We start from the raw sequence: 15,074 nt of genomic DNA, 5'->3' as shown, positions 1-15,074 counted from the left end.
GGGGGTGTAGGGGTTGGCAATTCACCCAATTCGTTGAATCTGTGCGCGATCCTGCGAAGCCACAATCAGAAAGGGCGAGAAATGACAGATCCGGTAGAACTCACGGCAGACCTGATCCGTTGCCCTTCGGTCACACCCGAAGAAGGCGGTGCCATTGTCTTGCTTGAGCGCACCCTGTCCGACGCCGGGTTCGAGTGCACGCGCGTGGACCGGGGCGGCGTCAGCAATCTGTTTGCCCGTTGGGGCGCGAAAGGACATGCGCGCAGCTTTGGGTTTAACGGTCACACCGACGTTGTTCCGGTTGGGGATGAGGCCGCATGGACTATGCCGCCCTTCGGGGCCGAGATCAAAGATGGTGTCATGTATGGCCGCGGAACGACGGACATGAAGTCCGGTGTTGCGGCCTTTGCTGCGGCTGCCGTTGATTTCGTGCGGGACACACCTCCGGACGGGGCGGTGATCCTGACGATTACGGGCGACGAAGAAGGTGACGCCGTGGACGGGACGACCGCGTTGCTGGACTATATGGAACGCGCGGACGAGAAGATGTCGGTTTGTCTGGTGGGTGAACCGACCTGTCCCAATACGATGGGCGAGATGATGAAGATCGGCCGCCGTGGGTCCATGAATATCTGGTTCACCGTGACTGGCGTGCAGGGGCACGCGGCCTATCCGCACCGGGCCAAGAATCCGATGCCCGCAATGGCGCGGTTGATGGATCGTCTGTCCAGTCACGAACTGGATCAGGGGACGGATCACTTCGACGCCTCGACGCTGGCCGTGGTCACGATTGACACGGGTAATCCGGCAACCAACGTGATCCCCGCGCAATGTACCGGCGCGGTGAATATCCGGTTCAACGACCTGCATTCCGGGGCCAGCCTCAGCGATTGGCTGCGGGCCGAGGCCGCTGCGGTGGCGGAGGCGTTCGGGGTTGAGATCGACCTGCGGATCAAGATTTCAGGCGAAAGCTTCCTGACACCCCCCGGCCCTTTGCCTGATCTTGTTGCCAAGTCGGTTGAGGCGGAAACGGGCGTGAAACCTGAGTTGTCGACCACTGGTGGCACCTCGGACGCGCGATTTGTGAAGAACCACTGCCCGGTGGTGGAATTCGGTCTGGTCGGGCGCACGATGCATCAGGTGGACGAATGCGTTGAGGTAGCGCAGATCGAACAGCTCAAGGCGATCTATACGCGCATCCTGCGGGACTATTTCGCCTGACATGCAGCGTAGTTTGGTCATCATGGTGAAAGAGCCGCGCCCGGGGCGGGTAAAAACCCGGCTGGGCCGCGATATCGGCATGGTCGGGGCAGCGTGGTGGTTTCGCCATCAGACCCGTTCGCTGATCCGACGCCTGCGCGACCCGCGTTGGCAGATCGTGCTGGCAGTCGCGCCCGACCGCGAGGGGCTGATCAGCCCCATCTGGCCTGCTGATCTGCCACGCGCCGCGCAGGGGCGCGGAGATCTGGGCGATCGGATGGGCCGGATGCTGCGCGGGATGCCGCCGGGGCCGGTCTGCCTGGTCGGCGCAGATATTCCGGGCATTACGCGTACTCATATTGCAGGGGCCTTCAAGTCGCTGGGGGCGGCGCAGATGGCATTTGGTCCTGCGCACGACGGTGGCTATTGGCTGGTGGGCGCGCAGCGATACGGCGCGCTGCCCAGCGGCCTGTTCCGTAATGTGCGCTGGTCCACCGAATATGCACTGGCGGACACGCTGTCCTCTGTCCCCGGTCAGCGCGTGGCGCTGCTGAACCCGTTGCGAGACGTTGACACGGTGGCCGATCTGAAACCCTGATCCGTTTTTGGTCATGACGCCGTCGCACGCCCGTGTTACGCCAAATACATGAGTCGTATCCCCACCAAGCAGGAGGTCCTTGACTGGATCTCGGTGAACCCCACCCTGACCTCGAAACGCGATATCGCCAAAGCCTTTGGGATCAAGGGCGCGGCGCGGATCGACTTAAAACGCATCCTGCGCGAGCTTGAGGCCGAGGGCCATCTGGAAAAACGCAAACGCAGCTATGGCGACCCGGATCGTCTGCCGCCTGTCAGCGTGTTGCAGGTGAAGGCTCCGAACGCCGATGGCGATCTATTCGCTCGTCCGCTGGAATGGCATGGCGAAGGGGTCGAGCCCATCGTCTTGCTGATCACCCGCGCCAGCGACCCTGCATTGGGCGAGGGCGACCGGATTTTGGCCCGCCTGACCGTGGTGCATGAGGAAGACCACAACTACGAGGCCCGCCTGATCCGCCGGATCGGCACCAACCCTCGCAAGATCGTCGGCATTTTCCGCAAAGGGGCCGAGGGCGGGCGGATCGTGCCCATCGACAAAGCAGGCTCGACCGAATGGCTGGTTGCAGATGGTGCCGTTCTGGGAGCCAAGGATGGCGAACTGGTCGAGGCTGAACAGGCCGGGCCCAAGAACCGCATGGGCCTGCCGCGCGCTCGTATTGTCGAACGGCTGGGCGATCCGACCGCGCCTAAGGCGGTGTCGCTGATTGCGATTCACCAGCACGGTATCCCGGATGACTTCCCCGACAAGGTGATCGCCGAGGCGGACAAGGCCAAACCGGTTGGCCTGAAGGGCCGCGAAGACCTGCGGGATATGTCGCTGCTGACCATCGACCCTTCGGATGCGCGGGACCATGATGACGCTTGCTATGCCCATGCCGATGACGACCCGAAAAACCCCGGCGGCCATGTGATCTGGGTCGCCATCGCTGATGTGGCTGCCTATGTGCAGCCTGGTACCGCGCTGGACCGCGAGGCGCGCAAGCGCGGCAATTCCAGCTATTTCCCCGACCGCGTGGTGCCGATGCTGCCGGACCGGCTGTCGGGCGACCTGTGTTCGCTACACGAAGGCGTCCCGCGCGCCTGTATCGCGGTGCGGATGCAGATCGACGCCGAGGGCAACAAGATCGGCCATCGCTTTGTGCGGGGGCTGATGCGATCCGCCGCGTCGCTGCATTATGCCGAGGTGCAAGAGGCCATTGATGGCACCCCAAACGACCGCACCGGGCCTTTGCTGGATACGGTCTTGAAGCCGCTCTATGCCGCTTATGCCGCGCTGAAAACCGCGCGGGCGGAACGGCAACCGCTGGAGCTGGATCTGCCCGAGCGCAAGATCGTGCTCAGCGATGCGGGCGAAGTGACCAGCGTGGCCTTCCGCGACCGGCTGGACGCGCACAAGCTGATTGAGGAATTCATGATCCTCGCCAATGTTGCCGCGGCTGAAACGTTGATCGCCAAACGCCGCCCGCTGCTGTTCCGGGTCCACGAAGAACCTGCGCCCGAAAAGCTGGAAAGCCTGCGGGAAACGGCGCAGGCGGCGGGGTTGAACCTCGCCAAAGGGCAGGTGTTGCAAACCCGGCATCTGAACGCGCTGCTGAATGCCGCCGCCGGGACCGAGGATGCCGAACTGATTAACCTGTCGACGCTGCGGTCTATGGCGCAGGCGTATTACAACCCTGAAAATTTCGGCCATTTCGGGCTGGCGCTGCGCAACTATGCGCATTTCACCTCGCCCATTCGCCGTTACGCCGATCTGATCGTGCATCGGGCGCTGATCTCGGCGCATGACTGGGGCAAGGACGGGCTGACCGAGGATGAAATCGCGCGGCTGGACGAAACCGCCACCCATATCTCGGACACCGAACGCCGCTCAATGATGGCCGAGCGTGATACGACCGACCGCTATCTGGCTGCCTATCTCAGCGAGCGGGTGGGCAATGAGTTCTCGGGCCGCATCAGCGGTATTGCCCGGTTCGGCGCTTTTGTGAAGATGGACGAAACCGGGGCTGACGGTCTGGTGCCGGTGCGCTCGTTGGGGCGTGAATTTTTCCATTTTGACCGCGAGGCCGGGACGCTGATGGGATCAGACACCGGGCTGATCATCGCCATTGGCCAACGAGTCACTGTACGGCTGACACAGGCGACGCCGGTGACTGGCGGGTTGGAACTGGAACTGCTCTCAATCGACGATCAGGCCCTGCCGCGTGGTCGGGGCCTTGCGAAACGTGGTACTCGCCGTAAGGCAGCCAGCAACAAGCGCAAAAAAGACAAGATCAAGCGCAAGGTCGAACGCAAACGCCGTCAGAGGTGAAAACGCGTTTCAGAAATATGTCGTATCGTTTTTAGTTGCCTTTTGGCTTTGCCCTGAATGCGAAAAGCGATCCAAATTCATCTGGTTTTCTCTGTAACATGATAAGTCAGCGCCCTGGCAATCAGCCAACCATGGCGGTTTGCGTCGATCTGCCCGGGGTGATCGAACAGGACCGCGCGATTGCCGTCCAGCCGGTCTTCGCCGGGAAAGACCGAGTTATAGTCGCCGATCAGCCGTGTCTGGCAATGCACAAATAAAGCGAAATTGGCAGACTTGTGCCCTCCCAGCCTGAGTGTTGACCCTTTGGGCGCAAGATAGGCTGGTTGACCCCAACGCAGAGCCTCTTGCATGGGGTGCGTGTCGGGCAGCGTCTGGGCGGTTTCAAAGATCAGATCCCGCAGCGCCAGCGCACCTTTGCGGGTGCTCTGGGGGAAGGCGTCGAACAAGGCTTCGACGGCAGGGTCTTTGAAGGGCATCATACGGGAATCGCCTGTTCTATGCGGTCGATATAGCTGCTGAGCAGCGTATCTTGTTTGATTCGCCGGGTCAGCGGCGTTTCTACCGGTGTTGCGCGCATCGCTGCCAGAATTGGGCCTACGCTCATATCTGCTGCCGTGGGGGTGTCTCCCATCAGGAAGGGAGATTGCCAAAGCAACGCGGAAATCGACTCGAGGTCGCGTTCCAGACGTCCTCGGCGTTCGGACTCTGAGAATCTCGATACACCAACCCCGTCCAGACGCCTGAGCACCGACCGGCGAATTGCGTTGGTCACAGGCCTGCGGATCAACGCTGGGATTTCAGTGAAGAACGTGTCGCGCAGAATCGGCCATGCCTCATCGTTGCCCCGACGATCCAGTACAATGTGGTGATAGATATGCTCTTCGGCCATACGAATCAGGGCGCGGGACTGCGCCTTTTGCGCGTCAGTCAGCGCCTTGTCGAAATCGGCGCCCTGCGATTCCAGCCAATCCCGGATCAGGTCGCTGTCGGGCAAAAGACGGTCCGGTGTGCGCAAGACGGGCAGCTTTTGGTGGGGCATTTTGCTGGGGTTCAGCAAGTCGGATCGCTGCCAGCGTTGGCCTGAGTATTGCAGCATCAGGGCCGTCTTGACGCAGAATGGGCTGGCGCTGAAAGACCCAAAAGCGGCTGGAAAGGTCAGTAAGGTCAACATTGGCATCTCCCTTGGTTGGACGCCACTTGGTTACGTTGAGCTGATGACAAAAACTGTCATTAGGACTACGGTAACTTGCGCTATGTCCCGCACCGCCCGTCTGTTCCAGTTGATGCAAGCCTTACGCTCTGGCCCAACGCCGAAAACATCGGTGCAATTGGCGCAGGATTTGGGTGTTTCAGCCCGTACCGTTCATCGTGACATAGGCGCGCTGCGTGGTTTGGGCGCAGTGATTGACGGAGAGGCGGGGTTCGGGTTTACCCTGATCGAAGACGCGACCTTACCGCCATTGGGCTTTACCGATGATGAATTGGAAGCCTTGGTTCTTGGCCTGCGCGAGGTGCAGTCGATCGGTGATCCGGGGTTGGCCGAAGCCGCCGGTGACGCGCTTCGAAAACTGCAGGGCCGTTTGCCGTCGCGCCAATCTCATCGGTTAAGTCACGCGGTACTCGCCGCCGCCCGGTTTGTACGCCCGGCCAAGCCTACAATCGAAGTGGCCGATCTGCGGCGGGCCACATGGGACGAGCGCACCATTGATTTTGCCTATACGGACGGCAAAGGCGAGGAAACGCGCCGAAGGGTGGACCCGCTTAGTATTGTCTATATGGATCGCGCCAGCGTTCTGCTGTCGTGGTGCCATCTGAGACAGGATTTCAGGGTCTTTCGTTTGGATCGCATGCGCGAAATGTTCGTAACAGACGATAGCTTTAGGCCAAATCGCGTTCCTATGTTGCGGCAAGCGCTGGCTCAGATACGGGCCGAGCGGGAAGCAAAAGATCGCGAACAGAACACATGACCGCTTTGTCGAAGCGCGGTTTTGCGCTATTCTGTGGATGAGCAGTAATCAGGAAAAATCGGAATGCGTAAATGCATAGGCGGCGTCATGACCGCTGCATTATGGGCATCCATAGTGCAGGCGGAATCGCAGGAAAAGTCAGACGGGTTGCAGATCTTGCAGTTGGCTTCGGCTGATGTAACGGTCTCGATCCGACCGGTCGTTCGACCACCAGCCAAGGAGTATTGGGTGTCTACCGAAGGAAACGCGCGGTTTCAGGCGTGGCTGGGTGCCTTTCGTAAGCGCGCCCTTGAACAGGGCATTTCCGCTGCGACGTTGGACCGGTCTCTGGAGGGTCTGACATATGACAAGGACGTCATCAAACGGGACCGCAATCAGGCGGAATTCTCAAAGCCCATTTGGGAATATCTGGACGCGGCGGTCTCGGATCGGCGCGTTTCGGATGGCCGCGCAGGATTGCAGCGCCACAGCGATACGCTGACCCGGATTGAGGCGCAGTACGGCGTTGAAAAAGAGGTTGTGACCGCGATCTGGGGGCTTGAGACATCCTTTGGATCCTTCAGGGGAAGTGACCACACCATCCGATCTTTGGCCACGCTTGCGTTTGATGCGCGTCGCGCGCGGTTCTTTGAAACCCAGTTGATTGCCGCGTTGCAGATCATTGAGGCCGGGGATGTCAGCCCTCATAACATGGTCGGAAGCTGGGCCGGGGCGATGGGGCATACGCAGTTCATGCCGACCTCGTATCTGGATCACGCCGTGGATTTTGACAGGGATGGCCGACGCGACATCTGGTCGGATGACCCGACGGATGCGCTGGCCTCTGCCGCGTCTTATCTGGCGCGCCATGGTTGGACGAAAGGGCTGCCGTGGGGCGTTGAGGTGCGCCTGCCCGGTGATTTCGATTTTTCTACTGCCAAGCGAGATTACACTCTGTTGCCATCTGAATGGGCGGCGCGGGGTGTGACTGCGATGAATGGCGAAGCCGTGGCGGATCATGGGCAGGCCGCGATCCTGCTACCTGCGGGCGGACAGGGCGTTGCGCTTATGATTTTCGATAATTTCAGCGTGATCGAGGCGTATAACGGGGCAGATGCATATGTGATTGGTATCGGTCATCTTTCAGACCGCCTGTCCGGACGTGCCCCGTTTCAGGCCGGTTGGCCGCGCGGCGACCGCGTGCTGAGTTTTACCGAAAAAAAGGAACTGCAGACGCGGCTGACCCAAGCAGGTTTCGATACACAAGGCATCGACGGGCGGACGGGACCGAATACGATCAACGCCGTTCGCGCCTATCAACTGGCGCAAGGGCTTTTGCCCGATGGGTATCCCAGCCTGACACTTCTGGAACGTATGCGTTGAAAAAGGGCGGCTCCAAAGAGCCGCCCGTTTCAGTTCCCAAACAAGGTCAAATGCCACTTATGATGCGGCTTTCATCAAACCCTGTTCGATGATGTCGGTTTGCGCCTCATCCAGCGATTTGTGGATACGCACGAACATCTCGTCGATCTCTGACGGAGTCAGGATCAGCGGCGGCGAAATGATCATACGGTCGCCAACGTGGCGCATGATCAGATTGTTGGCAAAACAACGATCGCGGCAGATATAGCCTACTGTGCCGGGGGCCGAGGCGAACTTGGCGCGGCTGGCCTTGTCCGGGGTCAGGGCAATCGAGGCCATCATGCCAACGATCTTTGCCTCACCCACCAGCGGATGATCGGTCAACGCCTCCCACTTTTCCTTGAGGTATGGCGCGGCGACGTCGCGGACGTGCTCGACGATCTTTTCCTCTTCAAGGATACGCAGGTTCTCCAGCGCAACGGCAGCCGCAACCGGATGGCCGGAATAGGTGTAGCCGTGATTGAACTCGGTTCCGCCGATGACTTCGGCAATCTCATCGTTGACGATTGAGCCACCGATGGGCGCGTAGCCCGAACTGAGGCCCTTGGCGATGGTCATGATATGCGGGCGGATACCCACGGTTTGTGACCCGAACCAGTTGCCGGTGCGGCCGAACCCGCAGATCACCTCATCCGCGATCAGCAAGATGTCGTACTTGTCGCAGATACGCTGGATTTCGGGCCAGTAGGTGTCAGGTGCCACGATTACACCGCCCGCGCCCTGCACGGGTTCGGCGATGAAGGCCGCGACACGGTTTTCACCCAGTTCAAGAATCGCCTCTTCCAACTCGCGCGCACGGGCCAGGCCAAAGTCTTCGGGCGACATGTCGCCGCCTTCGGCCCACCAGTTCGGCTGGTTGATGTGGTGGATGTTCGGGATCGGAATGCCGCCCTGCGCGTGCATTCCGGCCATGCCCCCAAGCGAGGCCGAACCGACGGACGAACCATGATAGGCGTTGTGGCGGCTGATGATGATGTTCTTGTCGGGTTGGCCTTTTTCGGCCCAATAGGTCCGCACCAGACGGATATTGGTGTCGTTGGCCTCGGACCCGCCAGCGGCGAAGAAGACATGGTTCAGGTCGCCGGGCGCAAGTTCGGCCAGCTTATTGGCCAGCGCAATGGCGGGAACATGTGTGGTTTTGAAGAAGGTGTTGTAATAGGGCAGCTCTCGCATCTGGCGGGCGGCGACCTCGGCCAGTTCGTCGCGGCCATAGCCGATATTTACGCACCACAGGCCCGCCATGGCATCCAGAATTTCTTCGCCTTCACTGTCAGTCAGATAGACGCCCCTGGCACGGGTGATGACGCGCGCGCCTTCTTTCCCCAGCGCGCCATTGGCTGAAAACGGATGCATGTGATGGGCTGCGTCAAGCGCCTGCAATTCGGCGGTTGGCATGTGATTGGTGATGGTCGACATCAGGGAATCTCCTGCAAGAGCGGTTGGTGATCACAATATGATCAAATTTTTCCCTGTCAATCGAATCGCGCTGATCTAGACGTTCGCAAGTGAGTCCGCCATGAGCTCCATCCCCTGTTCGATGTCCTGAGCGGTTGCTTTTGCAACAAGATCGGCGTTTTGATCACGAAGCGCCCGGATAATATCCTTGTGGCGGTCAGGAAGGCTCTGGGTTCCGAATCGGCCACAGACCACACGCAGGGACGGCCCGAACCGGAGCCACAGGCGTTCCGCCAGATCATTGAGAATCGGCGCGTCGGCATGAGCATATAGCGTTTCGTGAAACAGATGATTCAAACGCAGGTAGCCGCTGACATCCCCATCGGCGATTGTTTGATCCAACTGTTGATCAATGCGTTCCAAATGATCGACGTCCGCAGGTGTTAGATTGGCCGTTGCCTGCCGTGAAAGCTCTGATTCTATTGATATTCTTGCATAAATCATCTGCTTGACGTCACGCGTTGACAGCATGGGCACGCTGACCCGTCGATTTCCTTGGAACACCAGTGCTCCGTCGGAAATCAACCGCCGGATAGCCTCACGCACGGGGGTCATTCCGGCGTTTAGCGAATCAGTCAGTCCCTGAATGGTGACGGGCTGCCCGGGAACCAGATCGCCATACATGATCTGCGATCTGAGTGAATGATAAACCTGTTCGTGTGCAGGCCGCTTTGGCCCACTGCCGGACGACCCGACCGCCTTATTTTTGATCAAATCCAATTGGTTTGCCCTGTTTCCAATGATGCTGACTTGCCAGGTGCCTGACCTCGTGAAACCATACGCGGGATCGGGGGAAAACGCAAAACTTGATCAAATCCAAAAAAACGGGAAAATACCCGGACACTTGCAGGGAGAATAAAATGTCAATCAAAACGCTGACCATGACAGCGGCCATCGCACTGGGGACTTCGGCAGCCTTCGCCGAAGAAGTGCGCGTCTACAACTGGTCCGACTATATCGACGAAGAGCTTCTGACGAAATTCGAGGAAGAAACCGGTCTGACACTCATCTACGACGTGTTTGACAGCAACGAAGTGCTGGAGACCAAAATGCTGGCTGGTGGGTCGGGCTATGACGTGGTTGTCCCGTCCGGCACGTTCCTTCAGCGTCAGATTCAGGCCGGAGCGTTTCAGGAACTGGACGCGTCACAACTGTCCAACTCGGGCAATCTTTGGGACGTCATTCAGGAACGCACCGCCGGATACGACCCGAACAACGCCTATTCGATCAACTACATGTGGGGCACCACCGGTATCGGTGTGAATGTCGCCAAGGTCAAAGAGGCGCTGGGCGACGATGTTGCCCTGAACAGCATGGATCTGGTGCTGAAGCCAGAAAACATGGAAAAGCTGGCTGCGTGCGGTGTGCATTTCCTGGACGCACCAGCGGAAATGATCCCGATGACTTTGCAGTATCTGGGTGAAGACCCGGACAGCCATGATCCGGACGTCATCAAAAAGGTCGAAGAAGTTCTGACCAGTGTCCGCCCGCATATCCAAAAGTTCCACAGCTCGGAATACATCAATGCGTTGGCGAATGGCGATATCTGCGTGGCCGTGGGTTGGTCTGGTGACATTCTGCAGGCGCGTGACCGTGCGGCCGAGGCCGATAACGGGGTCGAGATCGAATACCACCCGTTTGCCGAAGGCTCGCTGATGTGGTTCGACCAGATGGCGATTCCGGCGGATGCTCCGAACCCTGAAGGCGCGCACAAGTTCCTGAACTTTATTCTGGATGCCAACAACATGGCTGCGGCGTCGAACTATGTGTACTACGCCAACGGCAACCAGGCGTCGCAAGAGTTCCTTGAGGAAGACGTGATCGGTGATCCGGCGATCTATCCGGATGATGCGACGATGCAGAACCTCTACATCACCACGCCTTATCCGGCGAAAACGCAGCGGGTCGTGACCCGTCTGTGGACCAAGATCAAATCGGGCACCTGATCCGATTTACCAAGGCAGGGCGGCATGTCCGCCTTGCCCTTTTTCCAGATTGCCGAACGGGGGCCGTAGTGAACTCTGAAGTATTTGCGCCGTGGGAGGACCCGCAGGCGAAACCCTTGATCCAGTTCCAGAATGTCACCAAACGATTTGGCGACTTTACGGCGATCGACAACCTGTCTCTGGATATTTTCGAGAAAGAATTCTTCGCTCTGCTGGGGCCATCAGGCTGCGGCAAGACCACGATGATGCGGATGCTGGCGGGGTTCGAAACGCCCACCGAAGGCCACATCATGCTGGGTGGTCAGGATATCGACCCGATCCCGCCGAACAAACGGGCGGTGAATATGATGTTCCAGTCCTATGCGCTGTTCCCACACCTCAGCATCTGGGAAAACATCGCTTTCGGCCTGCGCCGGGACAACATGCCCAAGCACGATCTTGAAGATCGGGTCGAGGAAATGCTGCGCCTGACCCGGCTAACGCAATTTGCGCGCCGCAAACCGCACCAGATCTCGGGCGGGCAGCGGCAGCGGGTGGCGCTGGCCCGGTCTCTGGCCAAGGCGCCCAAGCTGCTGCTGTTGGACGAACCGCTGGGTGCGTTGGACAAGAAACTGCGGCAGGACACGCAGTTTGAACTGATGGATATTCAGGAAAAGACCGGCACCACCTTTGTCATCGTGACCCACGACCAGGAAGAGGCCATGACCGTGGCCAGCCGCGTGGCCGTTATGGATCAGGGCAAACTGATGCAGGTCGCTACCCCGGATCGGATTTATGAGAACCCGAACTCGGTCTATGTCGCCGACTTTATCGGAGACGTGAATATCATCGAGGGCCGTGCCTCCGCCAATAGCGAGGATACCTATCAGATCGACTGGGCCGAAGGGCAGGCCCCGCTGACAGCGACCTCGGCCAACAGGCTTTCGCAGGGGCAGGCTTGCCATCTGGCGATCCGACCCGAAAAGGTGACGATTTCCGCCGACCGTCCGGCAGATGCGATCAACGCTGTGCAGGGCAAGGTGCATGACATCGCCTATCTGGGCAACCTGTCCACCTATCACGTTGAGCTGCCCAACGGCACGATCATCAAGGCGCAGACGGCCAATACCCGCCGCATCTCACGCCGTTCATTCACTTGGGAAGACCCGGTCTGGCTGTCCTGGACAGCAACGGCTGCGGTTCTGCTGGCCGACTGATGCGCCGCGCGTTCCTGATCGCCATTCCTTATGTCTGGCTGCTAGCGCTGTTTCTGGTGCCGTTCTTCATCGTCCTGAAAATCTCGCTGTCGGATATCGCGTTGGCGATTCCGCCTTATACACCGACTCTGGACTTTTCGCAGGGCTGGGCGGGGATAAAGGATTTCTTCAGCCAGTTGGACTTTGAGAACTTCATCTGGCTGACCGAGGACGACCTGTATTGGAAGGCGTACCTGTCCAGCGTCAAGATCGCTGTGATTTCCACGTTTTTCACGCTGCTGGTGGGCTATCCCATCGCCTATGGTATGGCCCGCGCGCCGGTCGAATGGCGACCGACGCTGATGATGCTGGTGATCCTGCCCTTCTGGACCTCATTCCTGATCCGCGTTTACGCGTGGATGGGCATCCTGTCGAATGAAGGTTACTTGAACCAGCTTCTGCTTTGGACGGGCATCATTTCGACCCCGCTGACCATTTTGAACACGCAGACTGCGGTCTATATCGGGATCGTCTACACCTATCTGCCGTTTATGATCCTGCCGATCTATTCGGCGCTGGAGCGGATGGATGAATCTCTGATCGAGGCCGCTGAAGATTTGGGCTGTTCGCGCGTGCAGGCATTCTGGCTGGTGACGATCCCACTGTCGCGCCCCGGTATCATCGCGGGCTGTTTCCTGGTCATGATCCCGGTGATCGGTGAGTTCGTGATCCCCTCGCTTCTGGGCGGTTCGGGTACGCTGATGATCGGTAAGGTGCTGTGGGAGGAGTTCTTCTCGAACCGCGACTGGCCCGTTGCCAGCGCCGTGGCCGTTGTGCTGTTGCTGATCCTCGTGATCCCGATCGTGCTGTTCCAGCGCAACCAGCAGAAACAGACGGAGGCCGAGCAATGAACAGGCTAAGCTGGTTCAACGCGGTCTCGCTGACACTGGGATTTGCGTTCCTCTACATCCCGATGATCATCCTGATCATCTTTTCCTTCAACGAAAGCAAACTGGTCACCGTCTGGGCCGGATTCTCGACCAAATGGTATGGTGAGCTGGTCCAGAACGAGGCATTTCTGGATGCCGCCTGGGTCACGATCCGGGTGGCCGTCTTTTCGTCAACGCTGGCGACTGTTTTGGGTACCGCCGCGGCCTATGTGCTGGTACGTGGCGGGCGGTTCTTTGGGCGCACGCTGTTTTCCGGCATGATTTACGCCCCGCTGGTCATGCCCGAGGTGATCACGGGCTTATCGCTGTTGCTGTTGTTCATCGGCATCGGACTGGATCGCGGTATCCTGACCATCGTGCTGGCGCATACGACCTTTTCGATGTGTTTCGTCTCGGTCGTTGTCTCGTCGCGTTTGGTGACGTTCGATCAGTCGCTTGAAGAGGCCGCTCTGGACCTTGGTTGTTCGCCCGCGCAAGCGTTTCGCCTGGTGACGTTGCCGATCATTGCGCCTGCCGTGATCTCGGGCTGGTTGCTGGCCTTTACCCTGTCGCTGGACGATCTGGTGATTGCGTCCTTCACCTCGGGGCCGTCGGCGACAACCTTGCCGATCAAGATATTCTCGGCCGTGCGTCTGGGGGTCAGCCCCGAGATCAACGCGCTGTCGACGTTGATGATTGCTGTTGTGACCGTGGGCGTCATCACCGCGTCTTTGGTCACAAAACGCGCCATGATGCGGCAGAAACAGGATGAGATGGCGGCGGCCCGTACCGAATGAAACGGCTGTTCCCGGATTACACCTATGGCTCCGGCCCGCGTGAGGGCTGTTGGTGGGACGAGACAATCGCCGCTCCGGATTGGACGGACCTGCAGGGCGATCTGAGTGTCGACATAGCCATCGTCGGGGCAGGGTTCACAGGTCTGTCTGCGGCCCTGCATCTGGCTAACGCCGGGGTTTCTGTTGCCGTGCTCGAGGCTGAAACACCCGGTTGGGGCGCGTCGGGCCGGAATGGTGGGTTTTGCTGTCTCGGTGGCTCGAAACTCAGCCACAAAGCGATGGCGCGGATTTACGGTGCCCCGGCTGCTGAACGCTATGACGCGGCAGAAGCAGAGGCGGTTCACCTTGTTGCCGAGTTGTTGGACGCCCACGGGATCAATGCGGACACCCATTCAAAAGGGGAAACCCAACTGGCCCACACCGCGCGTGCAATGGAAAAACTTCGCCGAAACGCAGACGCATCCGGAGTGCTGCACGAGGCTCAGGACCTTCCCGGGCTTGGCATCGGGGGGGCGTTTTACGGCGGATACACCAATCCGGTCGGTTTCGGCCTGAACCCCAGAAAATACCTGTTCGGACTTGCGAAAGCGGCAGCTAAGGCCGGTGCGAAGCTGTTTCAGAAAACTGGTGTGCACGCCCTACAGAAATCCGCGCGCGGTTTTGACCTTCGTACAGCGGCAGGCCGGGTGCGCGCTGAAAATGTTCTGATCTGCACCAACGGATATTCAAGCGAAGATATCCCAAACTGGATGGCAGGCCGCTACATGCCCACCCAGTCAACGGTTCTTGTGACGCGCCCAATGTCCGAGGGTGAGCTGCAGGCTCAAGGTTGGACCACGGATCAGATGTCATACGATACGCGCAACCTGTTGCATTACTTCCGTCTTATGCCGGACCGGAGGTTCCTGTTCGGTATGCGCGGTGGTTTGCGGTCATCGGCCAGGGCCGAAGCTGCAATTCGTCAAAAGGTTCAATCGGACTTTCGGAAGATGTTCCCCGAATGGGCGCATGTCGACGTCACGCATATGTGGTCCGGCATGGTGTGTTTGTCCCGCGATCTGACTCCGTTTGCCGGGGCGGTGCCGGGGCAATCAGGGTTATTTGCCGGGTTTGCGTATCACGGAAATGGTGTCGCGATGGGCACCTATTGCGGGCGTGCCCTGTCCCGACTGGTCTTGGGGCAGGATGCGGGGCTGCCAGAGGTGATTGGCCAAATTCCCGGCCGTTTCCCTCTTGGGTTCTGGCGGCGTGCTTTGCTTCCACCGGCATATGCAATGATGTCGCTTGCCGATCTTTGAT

General features: G+C 59.2%; 14 protein-coding genes. 10 read left to right on the top strand and 4 right to left on the bottom strand.

The genetic code is table 11. From position 1 onward, the window contains the following. Positions 1–81: 81 nt before the first annotated feature. From dapE to rnr, 3 genes are read left to right on the top strand one after another with little or no spacing between them, the layout of a single operon-like run. Positions 82–1,221 carry a succinyl-diaminopimelate desuccinylase gene (gene dapE / locus GOX75_RS15420; protein ID WP_171124544.1) on the top strand — a complete coding sequence of 380 codons (1,140 nt, stop codon included), beginning with the start codon at positions 82–84 and terminating at the stop codon, positions 1,219–1,221. 1 nt (position 1,222) lies between these two features. Beyond that, a complete protein-coding gene (locus GOX75_RS15415) occupies positions 1,223–1,798 on the top strand; it encodes a DUF2064 domain-containing protein (protein WP_171124542.1) in 576 nt (191 codons plus the stop codon). A gap of 48 nt (positions 1,799–1,846) precedes the next feature. Then, positions 1,847–4,105 carry a ribonuclease R gene (gene rnr / locus GOX75_RS15410; protein ID WP_171124541.1) on the top strand — a complete coding sequence of 753 codons (2,259 nt, stop codon included), beginning with the start codon at positions 1,847–1,849 and terminating at the stop codon, positions 4,103–4,105. Between the two features lie 77 nt (positions 4,106–4,182). On the opposite strand, the gene GOX75_RS15405 is transcribed toward rnr, so the two are convergent. Together GOX75_RS15405 and GOX75_RS15400 are read right to left on the bottom strand one after the other, a co-directional pair. Then, positions 4,183–4,584: a DUF1801 domain-containing protein gene (locus GOX75_RS15405; RefSeq protein ID WP_171124539.1), complete on the bottom strand. Its 402-nt coding sequence runs from the start codon at positions 4,582–4,584 to the stop codon at positions 4,183–4,185. Beyond that, a complete protein-coding gene (locus GOX75_RS15400) occupies positions 4,581–5,276 on the bottom strand; it encodes a glutathione S-transferase family protein (RefSeq protein ID WP_171124537.1) in 696 nt (231 codons plus the stop codon). The genes GOX75_RS15405 and GOX75_RS15400 overlap by 4 nt, the downstream gene beginning before the upstream one ends. An 82-nt stretch (positions 5,277–5,358) precedes the next feature. Here GOX75_RS15400 and GOX75_RS15395 point away from each other — a divergent pair, with 82 nt between their 5' ends. Both GOX75_RS15395 and GOX75_RS15390 read left to right on the top strand, forming a co-directional pair. After that, on the top strand, positions 5,359–6,072 hold the full coding sequence (locus tag GOX75_RS15395) for a YafY family protein (RefSeq protein WP_171124534.1): 714 nt from the start codon (positions 5,359–5,361) through the stop codon (positions 6,070–6,072). Between the two features lie 63 nt (positions 6,073–6,135). After that, complete coding sequence (locus GOX75_RS15390; protein ID WP_254429644.1) at positions 6,136–7,434, top strand: lytic murein transglycosylase; 1,299 nt, start codon at positions 6,136–6,138, stop codon at positions 7,432–7,434. Positions 7,435–7,491: 57 nt separating this feature from the next. On the opposite strand, the gene GOX75_RS15385 is transcribed toward GOX75_RS15390, so the two are convergent. Next, a complete protein-coding gene (locus GOX75_RS15385; protein WP_171124530.1) occupies positions 7,492–8,889 on the bottom strand; it encodes an aspartate aminotransferase family protein in 1,398 nt (465 codons plus the stop codon). A gap of 75 nt (positions 8,890–8,964) precedes the next feature. Next, entirely contained in the window at positions 8,965–9,648 is a 684-nt protein-coding gene (locus GOX75_RS15380) for a GntR family transcriptional regulator (RefSeq protein ID WP_171124528.1), read from the bottom strand. A 140-nt stretch (positions 9,649–9,788) separates the two neighbouring features. Here GOX75_RS15380 and GOX75_RS15375 point away from each other — a divergent pair, with 140 nt between their 5' ends. The 5 genes from GOX75_RS15375 to GOX75_RS15355 all read left to right on the top strand — a co-directional run bounded on the left by GOX75_RS15375 (position 9,789) and on the right by GOX75_RS15355 (position 15,073). Further along, positions 9,789–10,874, top strand: coding sequence for a polyamine ABC transporter substrate-binding protein (locus GOX75_RS15375; RefSeq protein WP_171124526.1), 1,086 nt, complete (start codon positions 9,789–9,791; stop codon positions 10,872–10,874). A 68-nt stretch (positions 10,875–10,942) separates the two neighbouring features. Further along, positions 10,943–12,070: an ABC transporter ATP-binding protein gene (locus GOX75_RS15370; RefSeq protein ID WP_171124524.1), complete on the top strand. Its 1,128-nt coding sequence runs from the start codon at positions 10,943–10,945 to the stop codon at positions 12,068–12,070. Next, complete coding sequence (locus GOX75_RS15365; protein ID WP_171124522.1) at positions 12,070–12,960, top strand: ABC transporter permease subunit; 891 nt, start codon at positions 12,070–12,072, stop codon at positions 12,958–12,960. The genes GOX75_RS15370 and GOX75_RS15365 overlap by 1 nt, the downstream gene beginning before the upstream one ends. Beyond that, the gene (locus GOX75_RS15360; protein ID WP_171124520.1) at positions 12,957–13,775 is read left to right on the top strand and encodes an ABC transporter permease; all 819 of its coding nucleotides are present in this window, start codon (positions 12,957–12,959) and stop codon (positions 13,773–13,775) included. The genes GOX75_RS15365 and GOX75_RS15360 overlap by 4 nt, the downstream gene beginning before the upstream one ends. Further along, the gene (locus GOX75_RS15355; protein ID WP_171124518.1) at positions 13,772–15,073 is read left to right on the top strand and encodes an FAD-binding oxidoreductase; all 1,302 of its coding nucleotides are present in this window, start codon (positions 13,772–13,774) and stop codon (positions 15,071–15,073) included. Before GOX75_RS15360 ends, GOX75_RS15355 begins: the two co-directional genes overlap by 4 nt. The last annotated feature ends 1 nt before the right edge of the window (position 15,074 follow it).

Source organism: Ruegeria sp. HKCCD7251 (assembly GCF_013031165.1).
GTDB lineage: Bacteria > Pseudomonadota > Alphaproteobacteria > Rhodobacterales > Rhodobacteraceae > Ruegeria.
This window is presented reverse-complemented; position numbering and strand designations above follow the sequence as displayed.